This is a genomic window from Crossiella sp. SN42 (genome assembly GCF_023897065.1).
GTDB lineage: Bacteria > Actinomycetota > Actinomycetes > Mycobacteriales > Pseudonocardiaceae > Crossiella.
In genome coordinates this window covers 39193-53590 of record NZ_JAMHIV010000007.1, presented here as the reverse complement: position 1 = coordinate 53590, position 14398 = coordinate 39193, and the positions used below count along the sequence as shown (strand labels likewise).

The 14398-nt window shown below is 70.5% G+C and carries 14 protein-coding genes; 7 read left to right on the top strand and 7 right to left on the bottom strand.

Annotation, left to right across the window (positions count from 1 at the left end):
* Positions 1 to 3: 3 nt before the first annotated feature.
* From M8C13_RS10155 to M8C13_RS10140, 4 genes are all read right to left on the bottom strand, one after another.
* On the bottom strand, positions 4 to 906 hold the full coding sequence (locus M8C13_RS10155; protein WP_252480265.1) for a GNAT family N-acetyltransferase: 903 nt from the start codon (positions 904 to 906) through the stop codon (positions 4 to 6).
* A 174-nt stretch (positions 907 to 1080) separates the two neighbouring features.
* Positions 1081 to 1416 (bottom strand): DUF4333 domain-containing protein, encoded by a 336-nt coding sequence (locus M8C13_RS10150; protein WP_252480264.1) that lies wholly within the window; start codon positions 1414 to 1416, stop codon positions 1081 to 1083.
* A gap of 46 nt (positions 1417 to 1462) precedes the next feature.
* Entirely contained in the window at positions 1463 to 1978 is a 516-nt protein-coding gene (locus M8C13_RS10145) for an SRPBCC family protein (protein ID WP_252480263.1), read from the bottom strand.
* A 781-nt stretch (positions 1979 to 2759) separates the two neighbouring features.
* Positions 2760 to 3200: a DUF1772 domain-containing protein gene (locus M8C13_RS10140; RefSeq protein ID WP_252480262.1), complete on the bottom strand. Its 441-nt coding sequence runs from the start codon at positions 3198 to 3200 to the stop codon at positions 2760 to 2762.
* 138 nt (positions 3201 to 3338) lie between these two features.
* Between M8C13_RS10140 and M8C13_RS45040 the strand changes: the two genes are divergently transcribed.
* Together M8C13_RS45040 and M8C13_RS10125 are read left to right on the top strand one after the other, a co-directional pair.
* The gene (locus M8C13_RS45040; RefSeq protein ID WP_308202780.1) at positions 3339 to 4295 is read left to right on the top strand and encodes an AraC family transcriptional regulator; all 957 of its coding nucleotides are present in this window, start codon (positions 3339 to 3341) and stop codon (positions 4293 to 4295) included.
* Positions 4296 to 4361: 66 nt separating this feature from the next.
* On the top strand, positions 4362 to 5189 hold the full coding sequence (locus tag M8C13_RS10125; RefSeq protein ID WP_252480261.1) for an MOSC N-terminal beta barrel domain-containing protein: 828 nt from the start codon (positions 4362 to 4364) through the stop codon (positions 5187 to 5189).
* A gap of 3 nt (positions 5190 to 5192) precedes the next feature.
* Here M8C13_RS10125 and M8C13_RS10120 read toward each other — a convergent pair whose 3' ends face one another.
* Complete coding sequence (locus M8C13_RS10120) at positions 5193 to 6185, bottom strand: DUF695 domain-containing protein (protein WP_252480260.1); 993 nt, start codon at positions 6183 to 6185, stop codon at positions 5193 to 5195.
* Between the two features lie 102 nt (positions 6186 to 6287).
* Between M8C13_RS10120 and M8C13_RS10115 the strand changes: the two genes are divergently transcribed.
* Positions 6288 to 6857, top strand: a complete 570-nt coding sequence (locus M8C13_RS10115) for a DinB family protein (protein ID WP_252480259.1) — start codon at positions 6288 to 6290, stop codon at positions 6855 to 6857.
* A 34-nt stretch (positions 6858 to 6891) separates the two neighbouring features.
* Positions 6892 to 7914 (top strand): tyrosine-type recombinase/integrase, encoded by a 1023-nt coding sequence (locus tag M8C13_RS10110; RefSeq protein WP_256508845.1) that lies wholly within the window; start codon positions 6892 to 6894, stop codon positions 7912 to 7914.
* A gap of 578 nt (positions 7915 to 8492) precedes the next feature.
* On the opposite strand, the gene M8C13_RS10105 is transcribed toward M8C13_RS10110, so the two are convergent.
* Positions 8493 to 10790, bottom strand: a complete 2298-nt coding sequence (locus tag M8C13_RS10105; protein WP_252480258.1) for a GH92 family glycosyl hydrolase — start codon at positions 10788 to 10790, stop codon at positions 8493 to 8495.
* 158 nt (positions 10791 to 10948) lie between these two features.
* Between M8C13_RS10105 and M8C13_RS10100 the strand changes: the two genes are divergently transcribed.
* Positions 10949 to 11683, top strand: coding sequence for an SDR family oxidoreductase (locus M8C13_RS10100; RefSeq protein WP_252480257.1), 735 nt, complete (start codon positions 10949 to 10951; stop codon positions 11681 to 11683).
* Here M8C13_RS10100 and M8C13_RS10095 read toward each other — a convergent pair.
* Positions 11664 to 12092 carry a protein-tyrosine phosphatase family protein gene (locus M8C13_RS10095; protein WP_252480256.1) on the bottom strand — a complete coding sequence of 143 codons (429 nt, stop codon included), beginning with the start codon at positions 12090 to 12092 and terminating at the stop codon, positions 11664 to 11666. The genes M8C13_RS10100 and M8C13_RS10095 overlap by 20 nt on opposite strands.
* 196 nt (positions 12093 to 12288) lie before the next feature.
* Here M8C13_RS10095 and M8C13_RS10090 point away from each other — a divergent pair, with 196 nt between their 5' ends.
* Positions 12289 to 13437, top strand: coding sequence for a Cmx/CmrA family chloramphenicol efflux MFS transporter (locus tag M8C13_RS10090; RefSeq protein ID WP_252480255.1), 1149 nt, complete (start codon positions 12289 to 12291; stop codon positions 13435 to 13437).
* Between the two features lie 12 nt (positions 13438 to 13449).
* Positions 13450 to 14277 carry a pentapeptide repeat-containing protein gene (locus M8C13_RS10085; RefSeq protein WP_252480451.1) on the top strand — a complete coding sequence of 276 codons (828 nt, stop codon included), beginning with the start codon at positions 13450 to 13452 and terminating at the stop codon, positions 14275 to 14277.
* Positions 14278 to 14398 lie beyond the last annotated feature (121 nt).

Here is a 14398-nt window from a genome sequence, read left to right as displayed (position 1 = left end):
CCGTCACACCAGGTCGACGCGCTCCATCTGCACCGGATACCCGGCACGGGCGAACGTCGCCGCCATCGGCGTGTTCGTCTGATCGGTGGCGGCCACGATGCGGTCCACCCCAGCCGCGGCGTGCACCTGCGTCGCCTCGACCAACAGGTCAAACGCATAACCACGGCCCCGTTGTTCCGGCACCACCCCGACGTACCCGACCACCGGATCCGTCGGCGTGTGCCCCGGCACCGTGATCCCGGCCAGCTCACCAGCAGGCGTGTAAGCCAGCAACCAGGTCTCCGGCCCACTCGGCAGCCACTTGAGGTAGTCCAGCTCCTCCTGCGCCGCCGCCTCCAGACCCTCAGCCGCCACCGTGCGCCGCACATGCGCGTCCAAGCTGTCCTGGTGGATCAACCGGAACGCCGCCAGCACCGACTCCTCATCAGGAGCAGGCCGGAACACCAACCGCCCAGGCCGCTCCGGCACCCCGCACGCCGGCGTCCACCGGTACCGGAACCGCTCCACCAGCACCGAGTACCCAGCCGCCTCCGCCGCCGCGATCCGCGCCTCACCAGCAGCCCTGGCCACCGGATCCTGCCGCCAGCCCGGCGGCAACCGCAGCTCGTACTCGGTGCGCAGGGGAGCGGCCCGCAACAACTCCGCCGCCGCATCGGCATCGGAGAAGTCGAACCAGTCCAGCATCCGCGGCTCACGGTCCTGCGGACCACCCCACCAGGCGGCGCGCGCCACGACCACGTCCTCGCGCAACGCCACCCAGGTCCACTCCGGCCGGTAGTCGCCGGTAGCGGCCATGGTGAGGTAGTCCTGTCCGAACCGGGCCCTGCCTACCACAGCGGGATCAGGCAGCGAAGCGAACAACCGCTCCTCGCCAGGCACGATCGAACGAATGACCAGATCGGTCATGAGAAGAAGTCCCTTCGGAAAGCTCAGCGCTCCCCGCTCAGAACTTCGACGCCCTCGCAGCGAAGGGGGAGCACCAGATCGACAACGAACGAGCGATCACGGTCCTCACCTCCCTTTCTCGCCTCGGAGAGCGTGCCCGAACCCTAACAAACCCCGCCGCCAGGGACGAACCCATTACGCCGGCAAGCCCACCTCGTACGAGCCATCCGCACCGCGCACCGTCACCCGAACCTGCTTGGCAGCCCCGGAAACCACCACCAGACAAGCGAAACTGCTCGACGCCACCACCGGCTGCCCGCTCGGACAGCGCACCGACGCAAGCCCGGCCACCCGGTACTTCTCCACCAGCACCTTCCGCACGCCGTCCTCCAGCCGGGCCACCTCGAACACCGGCCCCGCCGGCGAGCGGACCGGGGGAGCGGCACTCGGACGCGCCACACCAGCGCACCCGGACAACGCCGCCAGCAACACCCCGCAGACGGCCAGGCCGGACCGCCCGAATCGCATCATGCGACAGAGGATATCGGCCCGGCCCACACTTACCGCAACCGGTTCACTACCGGGAGTCAGCGCCCGTCATCGCCTTGATCGTCTGCGTCATGTGCTCCCGCAGCTGCGCCAGCCGCTCCTCGACCACCACGGAGACCTCCGCCGGCGTCTTGCCCTCGGCCAGCACCCGCACCCCGGTGTTACCAGGACCGTGCTCGAAGGTGTGCCGCACCGTCGTCCCACCGTTGTCAGCAGGGGAGAGCTCGTACCGCCAGGTCGTCCCCGGCCGCGCCACATCGTCCTTGTCGTCGAGCACCACCCAGCTGAACACCCGGCCCGGCTCGCACTCGGTCACCTCACCGGTCACCTCGCCAACAAAACCGTTCCCGAACTCGTTGCGACCGGTGAACCGCGCACCAACCCTGGGCCCGGGGGAGCCCGCGTCCAGCCACGCCGCGTCCTTGCACTCCGGGCTGAACTCACCGATCCGGGTCACGTCAGCGACGATCTCCCAGAACTTCTCCGGCGGGACCCCCACGGTCAGCTCAACCTCGGTCCGCGCCCCGGTCACCTGATCCACCATGACATTCCTCCCTCTGTCGGCCTGCTGTCGGTATACCGACGAAAGGCGAGGAAGGAAATCGACCGAACTCAGCGAGGACGAGCGCGCCGAATGTCGCGGACAACGTCCCGCGCACGAAGAGTGAGCTCCAGCACCGGACAGTAGCGGCATCCGATCGCGAGAACCACTACTTAACATAATGTAGATTATCGGTCAGAAACCAGGATGGCCCAAGAGGGGCTGATCAGCTGGATTCCGGGCTGTCTCGCAACGCGTTGTCCGTCGCGCTGACAGCCGACGCCGACGGCCTGCTGACGGCGGTCGGCGCGCTCGGCGCTCGTGTCGACGCTCGACGCTCGACGCACAGCCGACCAGCGGGCGAGTCCAGACAGCGGCTGGCAGGGCTGACAGGTGAGCCGTCGAGCGACAGGCGGCGCTGAGAGCCCCGGATCGTCGTCCCGGCCGCACCCCGCCTATCCCAGGGCCTTACGTCACTGTGACGCTAGTTAGCCCTGGCTGATGCGCGGATTCAGGCCATTGCACGATCTGCGCCGGATCATCCGCACATCACCTCCGCTGAGCCTCGGGCCAAGCCGTCGGTCATCAGCCGCCGAGAGCGCCCGTCAGCGGGAGTTTCGTCGGAACGGCCACCCAGGCCAACCTGGACGACCCGGCAGCGAGCGGCATCCCCCGAGGGCATAAGCCCGCTGTCACTCCTGGTCAGACGGGTGTTTCGTGCATAACCGCCATTATGCACGAAACCATAAGAATCACGGGGGAGTAAGCAGCCAAGCTGATTTCGTCACGCCATCGCGTACAGCACCGTCGCCCCCAGACAGGCCACCGTGCGCAGGTGGTTCCACGCTGTCCACCGCCGCAGGTACCCGCTCCACAGCTCCTGCCCCGCTGTCGTGGCCGGGTCGCTGGCCTCCAGGGCGTTGTTCATCGGGACGTTCACCATCGCGGTCACCGCGAGCATCCCCCCTACCACCAGCACGGCGGCGATGGTCGGCAGCAGGGCGAACTCCCCCACCACCGCGACCGCCGCGGCGGTGATCGGCGCGCCCAGGAAGGCCAGCAGGAACAGCGGGTTGACGATGGTGCGGTTGAGCTGGCGCATGGTGTCGGCGGCCTCGGCCGGCGGGCGTTTGGCGAGGGCGGGCATGACGACCGCGGAGAAGGTGAAGAACAGGCCGGTCAGGACGGCGGTGGTGGTTTCGGCGGCGACGGTCAGCGCGGTCATGGTGTCCTCCCAGTGTTGTGCAGTGCGTCCAGTCTGGATGCCGTTGGTCGGATGATCCATGCTCGTGATGCGAGACTTTATGCTCGTGCGTCCAGCTGTCGTGGACGTTTGGGCAGGGTCTGGCCGATACTCGGTCAGGTGGCTGTCACCTCTCCCCTGGCCCCGGTCGGCGATCCGCTGGGCGCCGCGCTGCACCACCTGCGGATGGACGGGGCCTGTTACTTCCGGTCCGAGCTGACCGAACCGTGGCGGCTCAGTCTGCCGTCGATGGGTGACTGCCTGTGGTTCCACGTCGTCACCTCCGGGCGGTGCTGGCTGGCGGTGCCCGGCGAGGAACCGCGGCTGCTGCAGCCGGGTGAGCTGGCGCTGGTGCCGCACGGGCAGGGGCATGACCTGTGGAGTGCGCCGGGGCTGCCCGCTCCCCCGGCGATCCAGGACATCCCGCACGAGTTCGTCAGCGAGCGGTACGCGGTGCTGCGGCACGGCGGGAGTGGCGCGCCGGCGAGCCTGGTGTGCGGGGCGGTGCGCTTCGACCATCCGACCGGGTACGGGTTGATGGCGCTGCTCCCCCGGCTCATGGTGGTCGCGGATCCGGCGGTGGAGAGCACGTTGCGGCTGTTCGCGGAGGAGGCGCGGGTGTTGCTGCCCGGTGGCGAGACGGTGATCACCCGGCTGGCGGATGTGCTGGTCATCCAGGCGATCCGGAGCTGGCTGGCCAGTGCGCCCGAGGCGCGGGCCGGGTGGCTGGGGGCGTTGCGGGATCCGCAGGTGGGGCGGGCGGTGGCGCTGGTGCACCGGGAGCCGGCGCGGGCGTGGACGGTGGCGGGGCTGGCTTCGGCGGTGGCGATGTCGCGGTCGACGTTCGCGGCGCGGTTCACCGAGCTGGTGGGTGAGCCGGTGATGGGGTACGTGACGCGGTGGCGGATGCACGTGGCGGCGGGCCGGTTGCGGGCGGGTGAGGTGTCGGTGGCCGAGGTGGCGCGGGAGCTGGGGTACCGGTCGGAGGCGGCGTTCAGCCGGGCGTTCAAGCGGGTCACCGGGGTCTCCCCCGGTTCGGTGCGGCGGGCCGGGCCGCCGGTGGGGTTGCTGAGCTAAGTCTGCCGGTGGTGAAGGTGGCGATATTCGAGTCCTGGTGGTGGGGCTGGGCGGTAGTTTCGGGCTGTGGCGAGGGTGTTGGAGCTGAACTACTTCCCGATCAAGGGCTGTGCCGGGGTGTCGGCGGCGGATGTGTCGGTGACGCCGGCCGGGCTGGCCTTCGACCGGAGTTTCATGGTGGTCAGTCCGGAGGGGGTGTTCCGGTCGCAGCGGCGGGATCCGAGGCTGGCGCTGGTGCGGCCGTCGGTGCTGGGCGGCGGTGAGGTGCTGCGGCTGGCGGCCGAGGGGTTCGAGCCGGTGGAGTTCGAGGTGGCCGCGGCCGGTCCGGGGCGGCCGGTGGAGATGTTCGGGGTTCCGTATCGCGGGATCGACCAGGGTGAGGCAGCGGCGGCGTGGTTGTCGGCGGTGGTGGGTGATCCGTGCCGGTTGGTGCGGGTGCCCGCGGACCATGACCGGGTCACTGATGGGTTGACGCCGGGGACCTCGGGTTTCGCGGACAGCAGTGCGGTGCACCTGTTGTCGGCGGCCTCGCTGGCGGGGTTGAACGAGCGGATGGTGGTGGCGGGGGCGGTGGCGCTGCCGATGGCGCGGTTCCGGCCGAACATCGTGGTCGACGGGTGGGACGAGCCGCACGTGGAGGACGGGTTGCGGCGGCTGCGGGTCGGTGATGTGGAGCTGGGCTACACGAAGCTGGCGATCCGGTGTGCGGTGACCACGGTGGACCAGGAGTCCGGGGTGAAGCGGGGGCCGGAGCCGCTGCGGTCGCTGGCGAAGTACCGGCGGGCGGCGCAGGGCGGGGTGGCCTTCGGGGTGAAGTTCGCGGTGACGCGGGTGGGCAAGGTTTCGGTGGGTGATGAGGTGTCGGTGCTGGAGTGGGGCGAGTCGGAGCTCTGAGGGTCAGCGGAGGTGGCTGACCTGGTCCCAGGCGGGGTCGGGCTGGGTGTCCAGGCTGGCGTTGGGCTGGCGCTGGGTCCAGGTGGTGAGGGTGGCCTGGGTGGCGGCGTCGGTGGAGTCGCAGTAGAGGTGCAGGGTGCGGGCGCCGCGTCCGGTTTCGTGGGCGACGAGCAGGACGGCGTTGTCGAGTAGCCGGAGCAGGTCGTCTTCTTGCTGCTGGAGTTCGGCGAGGTCTTCCCCGGTGGGCAGGTCGCGGGGGTCCAGGGCCGGGTAGGTGAGGGTGATGCCGGCGTGCAGGTCCAGCAGTGGGTGGTCGATCCAGCGCAGGGGGCGCATGGCCACCGCGGTGAGCTGGGCGCCGTCCTGGCCCTCCCCCTCCATGACGACCCAGGTGGGTTCGGGGTGGCGGGCGGCCATGGCGTGCACGGTTTCCGGGAGCGCGTCGGCGGGCAGGGCGTCGGCTGGTTCGGCGGTGGCGGTGTTGACCTCGCCGATCCAGCGTTCCAGGTCGTCTTCGCCGAGTAGCCAGGTCAGGGCGAGGAAGGCGATCTGGAGGGCGGCGCTTTCGGGCATGGTGGCGAAGGTGGGGTGGTGCACGGTGACGTCGACGAGCAGGGACTGTTCGTCGACGGTGAGGGAGAGCCGGGTCTGGTCGAGCTCGACCTCCCAGTCGCCGAAGGTGAGCTGCTGGTTGAGCACGTCGGGGTCGGCTTGGCGGGCGGCGCGGTATTCCCAGGTGGCGTCGGGTGGTGGGGCGGCGCGGAGCCAGCGTTCGGTGAGGGGGCGCAGGGCGGGGTCGCCGTTGGCGGTGACGCAGAGTGAGTGCTGGGCCTGGGTGCCGGGGCCGAGCTCCCATTGCAGGTCTTTGTCGATGGCGTTGACCAGGTGGGCCATCTGTTCGGGCAGGTCGCTGAAGTCGCCGGTGTGGATGGCGTTGGCGAGTTGGGTGGCGCCGTCCTGCTGCCACCAGTGCCAGAAGTCCGCGATGCTCTGCATCTCACCCATCCCGCCGTGGGTTCGTGACGGTTGCGCGGTCAACGTAACCGATGCGGGGTTATTGCGTTGCGTATCGGGGCGCGGCGCGTCAGGGTCGCGCGCATGACGCAGGGTGAGCGGGCTTCGGGGTTCGCGTGGTCGAACATGTTCGTGCGGCCGGAGGAGGATCCGCGCAGCTATGACGGGTACAGCCCGGATGAGCGGGTGGTGCTGGCGGGGTATCTGCGGGATCAGCGGTTGACGCTGGAGCTGAAGTGCTCGGGGCTGGACGCTGAGCAGCTGGCGCGGCGGGCGGTGCCGCCGTCGGGGTTGTCGCTGCTGGGGTTGGTGCGGCATCTGGCGGATATGGAGCGGTTCTGGTTCCGGCGGGTGCTGGCTGGTGAGCAGGTTCCGTGGTTGTACCGGCGGGCGGAGTGCCGGGATGCGGACTTCGAGGAGGCGGTGGCGGATCCGGCGGTGGTGGCGCGTGCGTGGGCGGACTGGCGGGCTGAGGTCGAGTACGCGGAGGGTTTTCTGGCCGGGTGCGGGGACCTGGGTGCGGAGCTGGTGGACGCCGATGGGGAGTCGACCTCGGTGCGGGAGGTGGTGATCCATGTGATCGAGGAGTACGCGCGGCACATGGGGCACGCTGACCTGCTGCGGGAGTTGATCGACGGGCGGTTGGGTCAGTAGGTGGTGAGCGGCTGGTCACCGGCCGTGTCGATCTTTGTCGGTGGTGTGCGGTATTCCTCTGGGTGTGTTGTTGTCAGAGGCCCAGGAGTCGTTCTTCCTCGCGCGTCGGTCGCGGAAGGACTCGCCGCACACCACGGCGGCGTATCGGCGTGATCTGGCGGGGATCGTGGCGCTGCTGGCCGCCGCGGCCGGGTGTGCTCCCGCGGAGCTGGAGTTGGCGCGGGTGGGGGCGGGTGCGTTGCGGGCGGCGTTCGGGGAGTTCGCGGAGACCCATGCCAAGACCTCGGTGTCGCGGGCCTGGTCGACGTGGAACCAGTTCATGAACTTCTGCGTGGCCGATGGGCTGGTGGCGGGGAATCCGATGGGGGCGGTGGCGCGGCCGCGGCCTGCGCCGTCGATGCCGAAGCCGTTGCGGGGTGAGGACACGCCGGAGCAGTTGTTGTCGGCGGTGGCTTCGGGTGAGCGGAAGTCGCGGGATCCGTGGCCGGAGCGGGACCTGCTGGTGGTGGGGCTGGGACTGGTGACCGGGTTGCGGTCGGCGGAGATGCGGGCGTTGCTGGTCAGCAGTGTGGTGGGGCGGCCTGGGGAGCAGCGGTTGCACGTGCGGGGCAAGGGCAGCCGGGAGCGGTCGATTCCGATCAGTGCGCCGATGGAGGCGGTGATCGGGCGGTATCTGGCCTCCTGCCGGGCGCGGTTCCCGGGGTTGCGGTTGGGGCGGGAGTCGGCGCTGGTGCTGGATCTGCGGGGTGAGCCGATCGGGCGGGGTGCGCTGCAGTATCTGGTGAGTTGTTGTTATCGGGCGGCCGGAATTCATGACCGGGTGCCGACGGGGGCGAACCTGCACGCGTTGCGGCACACCTTTGCCACCAGGCTGGCTGAGGATGGGGCGAATGCGGCGGAGATCATGGCGTTGCTGGGGCATGCGAACCTGAATACGAGTCAGAACTACATCGAGGCGACGGGGCGGGAACAGCGGGCGGCGGCGGTGGGCAACCGTACTTACCGGGCGTTGGCGAAGGTGGCGGATCCGGGGTCGGCGGGGGTTGTGGAGGGCTGATCCTGGGTGGGTTTCATCCGGAATTGGGGTCGATTACGGGTGTTGTTCACCGGGTTGCGGAAAAGATGCTTGGGAATGGCGGGTTCGTCACTTATCGTGAACGTGTAACCACAGTTGTGACGCTCCCCCGTTCACCTGGAGGTGGCGCCGTGACCAGCCCAGGGCACGGCTTGACGCAGGGTACGACGTCGGTGGTGTCGTGTCCGGAATGTGGCCGGTCTGTTTCGCATCGGATGGAAAGGGAGCAGCTTCGGGCTGACCTGACCGTGGTGTGGCTGCTGGTGGATGTGGCTTCGGTGGTGCGGGTGCGCCGTTTCTGTGTGGGGTGTGCGCCGCGCGGCGGGGTGCTGAATGTGGAATGCCATGGGTGTGGCGATGGTCCGTTGGTGTGTGCGCCGGGGCCGGATTTGCCGGAGCCGGTGGTGGCGTGGTTGTGCGCGTCGGGTTGGTTGTTGGACGAGCCGGTGACGTGTGCGCGTTGTGCTTCGCGGTCGGTGCCCGCACAGCGGCAGCCGCGGTAGGCGCCGGAAGTTTTTCCGGGCCGACCGCGGCTGTTTTTCGTTATGGGGCAACAGTTGTCACTGATATGAGGGTGGGGCGGCCGCGGGTGTGGTCGCCCAGTTGTGGTCGGGTGTGGCGCGCAGCCGGAAGTGGAGTTCGCCGCCGGTGCGGACGATGCTTTGCGGCAGCCAGGTGCGGGCCCAGGGGCGGCCGTCGAGGTGGAGTCCGGTGATGTAGGGGCGGGCGGTGCCTGCGCCGGGTGCGGTGATGTGCAGCTCCCCCGCGTTGCCGGGGGTGATGGTGATGGCGGGGAACAGCGGGGTGTGCACGGAGAGGTCGGCGGTGCCGGGGGTGACCGGGTAGAGGCCGAGGGCGGACCAGACGTACCAGGAGGACTGGGCGCCGAGGTCGTCGTTGCCGGGCAGGCCGTCGGGGTTGGGGGCGAAGAGCTCGCTCTGGATGCGGCGGATGACGGCCTGGCTCTTCCAGGGCTGGCCGACGTAGTTGTAGAGCCAGGGGGTGGAGAAGTCGACCTCGTTGCCGGACCACTGGTAGGGCTCGTTGGGGCCGACGTTGATCTTGGTGAAGAACTCGTCCATGAGCGGCTGGGCCTTGACCTTGCCGCCGAGGGCGGTGATCAGGCCGGCGATGTTGTGCGGGACGAACCAGCGGTACTGGGCGGCGTTGCCCTCCTCGAAGCCGTCCTGGCCGAACTGGCCGGGTGGGGGTGGCACGAAGCCGGGTCCGGGCGGGAACTGGCCCTTGCTGTCCTTGGGGCGCAGGTAGCCGGTGTTCGGGTCGAACAGGTTGCGCCAGTACTCGCCGCGTTTGGCGAAGGTGGCCGCGGTGGTGTGCTCGCCGAGGGTGCGGGCGAAGCGGGAGATGGTGAAGTCGTCGACGGCGTACTCGAGGGTCTGGGAGGCGCCTTTGCGGACGTGGCCGACCAGGGCGCGGTCGTTGGGGACGTAGCCGAGCTTCTGGTAGTCCTCGATGCCCTGGCGTTCGATGTAGCCCCACTGGACGGGTTCGGCCTTGGTGGCGCCCTTGATCATGTATTGCAGGGCGGTGCGGGTGTCGAAGTCCTTGGCGCCGTAGGCGTGCAGGTTGACCATGAGCGGGACGCTGTTGTCGCCGTTCATCACGCTGGTGTAGCCGTTGGCCATGGGCCAGCGTGGCAGCCAGCCGCCTTGGACGGCGGCCAGCACGAGGCTCTGGGCCATGTCGGAGGCGCGGTCGGGGTAGAGCCAGCCGTGTAGTGGGGCCAGGCTGCGGTAGGTGTCCCAGTCGGAGAAGTTGGCGTAGTGGGTGCGGCCCTTCTCGACCTGGTGGATCTTGCTGTCGAAGCCGATGTAGCGGCCGTCGACGTCGTTGAAGGTGTTGGGGTGGATCAGGGAGTGGTAGAGGGCGGTGTAGAAGGTGGTGCGGTGGGCCGGGGTGCCGCCGCCGATGCGGATGCGGCTGAGGTGTTCGCGCCACTGGGCGCGGGTGGCGGCGCGGACGGGTTCGGGGTCCCAGCCGGGGATCTCGCTGAGGTTGGCGCGGGCGCCGTCGGCGCTGACGTAGGAGAGGGCGACCTTGGCGCGGAGCGGGCGGGTGCCGGCGGGGTCGAAGGTGAGGTAGGCGCCGGACTTGGGGTGGTTGGCGGTGGCGCTGCCGGGGGTGATGGTGGTGCCGTCCCAGGTGCCGTGGGCGTTGAAGGGGCGGTCGAACTTCAGGGCGAAGTAGACGGTGTACTTGTTGCCGCCTTCGCCGCAGAAGCGGCCGCTGGTGGCCGAGCCGGTGACCTCGTCGGGTCCGTTGACCGAGACGGTGGCGGCGCTGTTTCCTGCGAGGCTGGCGCCGGTTTTGACCAGGACCTGGGGGGTGGCGCCGTCGGGGTAGGTGAAGGTGCCGAGTCCGGCGCGGGTGCTGGCGGTGAGCTCGGCGCGGACGCCGGAGTCCTCCAGGGTGACGCCGTAGTGGGCGACCTCGGCGGTCTCGGTGCGGTGGGAGAACTTCTCGGTGCGGTTCCACGGGGTGGCGCCGAGCGCGCCGGCGACGGGGAGGATGGGGATGTCGCCGAAGGCGTGGCAGCCGACGGAGGCGTGGGTGAGGCTGAAGCCGCGGATGGGGCCCAGGTGGTAGTTGTAGCCGGCGTAGTTGCCGTTGTCCGGGCTCCACTGGATCATGCCGAAGGGGGCGGTGGGCCCGGGGAAGGTGTTGATCTCGCCGACGACCGGGCCGCCCTTGCCGGTGCCGATCATCGGGTCGACGTACTGGGTGGGGTCGTCGACGAGGGTCTGGTCGGGTTCGGCCGCGGTACCGGGGATGGCGGTGCTGAGCAGGGTGATCGCGGCGAGTGCGCCGATGATGGCGCGTCGGGTTCGTGGTCTCACACGTCCTCCTCGACCATGTCTGACAACGTTGTCAGGATCGGGTGCGAGATTGAGGATGGCCCGGTCCGGGTGTAACGGACAAGCTTCTAACGGGTGGTAGCCGCCCACCACCCATCGGGAGTCTTCCCCCTGGCCGGAAGGCGATCACAGACTTGCCCGTGCTCATCGAGGGAGAAGGGGCGCCGGTACCGCCGACCCGCGCCCAGGACCAGCCGACGGCGGTGGTCACGGGCGCTTCCCGGGGCATCGGGGCGGAGATCGCCGCCGCGTTGGGGGCCAGTCACCGGCTGGTGCTGGGCGGGCGGGGCTCCCCCGCGCTGACCCGGCTGGCACGGGAGTTGCCGGATGCGCGGGCGTGGCCGGTGAACCTGGCCGATCCGGCGGCCCTGCACGTCCCGCCGGGGGTGACGAGGCTAGACGCGCTGATCCACAACGCCGGGGTGCTGGCCACCGGGCGGATCGAGGAGTGCGACGGCGGGCTGTGGCGGCGGACCTTCGAGGTCAACGTCTTCGCCGTGGTCGAGCTGACCCGGTTGCTGCTGCCGGCGCTGCGGGCGGCCGGTGGGCACGTGGTGCTGGTCAACTCCACCGCGGGGTTGCAGGCCAACCCGGCGCGCGGGGCCTATTCGGCGAGCAAGTTCGCGCTGCGGGCCTTCGCCGACGCGTTGCGCGCCGAGGAGCCGCGGTTGCGGGTGACCACGGTGTTCCTGGGCCGGGTGGCCACCGACATGCAGCGGGATGTGTGCGCGGTGGAGGGGCTGCGCTACCAGCCCGAGCGCTACCTCTCCCCCGTCACCGTGGCCGAGACCATCCGGGCGCTGCTGGCCACGCCGAGGCAGGCGTGTGCGACCGAGCTGGTGCTGCGGCCGGGGCTCAGCCAGGGAAGCGGCTGACCCAGCGCTTCTGCCAGGGCGTCTCCACCGCGCGCTTGTGGTAGTGCGCGCGGGCCCAGGCGACGGCTTCGGTGGGCGGGATGCCGGAGAGGATGGCCAGGCAGGCGATCACGGTGCCGGTGCGGCCGACTCCGCCGTTGCAGGCGACCTCCACGGCCTGGCCGGAGTGGGCGGCGGCGTGCAGGGCGCGGATGCGGGCGATGGCCTCGGCCTGGTCGCGGGGCAGGCGGAAGTCCGGCCAGTCCAGCCAGTGGTGTGGCCAGGTGAGGGTGTGCTCGTGGCGGGCGCGGAGCTTGGGGCCGCCCAGGTAGAGCCCGAACTCCGGGGCGGGGCCGCCGGGGGCCGGGTTGCGCAGGCCGCGGCCGCGGATGATCGCGCCGTCGGGCAGGGTGATCGCTGCGGTCAACATGATCAAACCCTAGTCGTGGTGGAAATCGGTTCGACCCGGTTTCACTCTGGGCGATAACGTGCCCGTCGTGCGCAGCCCCGAGGCGTCCAGACGCTAGCCACCGGTCCTCTTTCCGGTGGCGTGCTCCTTCACGGCCACCGGCCGGACCGCTCTCGATGAGTCCTTCCTCGAGCCACTGTGGTTGCGGAGCGTTGCTGTGCCTTTCGTGTTGTACCTGCTTGCCCTTGCCGTGTTCGCGCAGGGGACCTCGGAGTTCATGCTGTCCGGTCTGCTGCCGGACATCGCCGCCGACCTGAACGTCTCGATCCCGGCCGCGGGCGCGCTGACCTCGGCCTTTGCTGCCGGGATGATCGTGGGCGCGCCGCTGACGGCGTTGCTGAGCCTGCGCTGGCCGCGCCGGGCCGCGCTGCTGGGATTTCTGGGCGTGTTCCTGCTCGCGCACGTGGTGGGCGCGCTGACCAGCAGTTATCCGGTGCTGCTCGGCACCAGGGTGATCGCCGCGCTGGCCAACGCCGGATTCCTGGCGGTGGCGCTGGCGACGGCGACCAGCCTGGTGGCGGCCAACGCCAAGGGCCGGGCCACCGCGGTGCTGCTGGGCGGGGTGACCCTGGCCTGCGTGGCCGGGGTGCCCGCGGGGGCGGTGCTGGGCCAGGCGTGGGGCTGGCGGGCGGCGTTCTGGGCAGTGGCCCTGGTCTCCGCGCCCGCGCTGGTGGCCATCCTGTGCTCGGTCCCGGCCGGCGGCAGTGGGGTGGCACCGAGTGTGCGAGGTGAGCTGGGCGCGTTGCGGCAACCCCGGCTGGGGTTGCTGTTGTTGTTGGGGGCGCTGGTCAACGGGGCCACCTTCTGCACGTTCACCTATCTCGCGCCGCTGGCCACCGAGGTCGCCGGGATCGGGGCGGGGTGGGTGCCGGTGGTGCTGGCGGTGTTCGGACTGGGTTCCTTCCTCGGTGTCAGCCTCGGCGGGCGGCTGGCGGACTCGCGGCCGAGGATGCTCGTAGTGGCGGGTGGCCTGGCGCTGGTGTGCGGGTGGGCGGTGTTCGGGCTGGTCGCGGCCGATCCCGTGGGCGCGCTGGTGCTGACGCTGGTACAGGGCACGCTGTCCTTCGCGGTCGGCTCGACGTTGATCTCCCAGGCGCTCTATGCCGCCACCGGCGCGCCGACGCTGGCCGGGGCGTGCGCGACCGCGGCGTTCAACGTCGGCGCGGCGCTGGGTCCGTGGGCCGGTGGGCTGGCCATCGCGGCCGGGTTCGGCTTTCGGTCGCCGCTGTGGGTGAGCGCGGGCCTGGCCGGGCTGGCGGTGCTGGCCGGGGCGGTGTCGAGGCGGTGGCTGTGGCCGCGGCCGTAGAGTCGGCGGGTGATGTTGCGAGCCGACTGCGCGAACTGCTTTGGCCTCTGCTGTGTAGTGCCCGCCTACTCAGCCTCGGCCGACTTCGCCATCACCAAGCCCGCGGGCACCCCCTGCCCGAACCTGCTCGCCGACTTCCGCTGCGGCATCCACACCCAGCTCCGCGACCGCGGTTTCCCCGGCTGCACGGTCTACGACTGCTTCGGCGCGGGCCAGCAGGTCGCCCAGCACACCTACCAGGGCAAGGACTGGCGCGCGCACCCCGAGCACGCCCAGGAGATGTTCGCCGTCTTCCCGGTGGTGCGCGCGCTGCACGAGTTGCTCTGGCACCTCACCGAAGCCGAGCGCTGGCCCGCCACCAGTCCCCTGCACCCCGACCTGACGCGCCTGCGCACCGAACTCACCGAGCTCACCGAGTTGCCCTCGGCCGACCTGCTCGCCCTGGACGTGGCCTCCCGCTGGAAGACCGCCGACCCGCTGCTGAGCCGGGCCAGCGAGCTCATCCGCGCCGACTCCCCCGGCCCGGAACACCGCGGCGCGGACTTCATCGGCGCGGACCTGCGCCGCAAGCGGCTGCGCGGGGCGAACCTGCGCGGCACCTACCTGATCGGCGCCAACCTGCGGGAGGCCGACCTGACCCTGGCGGATCTGATCGGCGCGGACCTGCGCGGCGCCGAGGTCAGCGGCGCGAACCTGTCCGAGGCGCTGTTCCTGACCCAGTTCCAGGTCAACGCCGCCCGCGGCGACAGCGCGACCCGCCTGCCGACAGGGCTGGACCGGCCTGCGCACTGGACCAGCGCCGCGCGGGCGAAGCGGCCAGGTCCCCGGCGACGGCGCTGACGCTCGGCCGGTGTGAGCCGGTCGAGCACGATCAGCAAGGCCTCGCCCACCGAGTCGGCCAGCAGCGCTCCCTGCGCGGTGCCCTCGGCCTCGGTCAGTGAGCCGAGCATCCAGTAGGCCA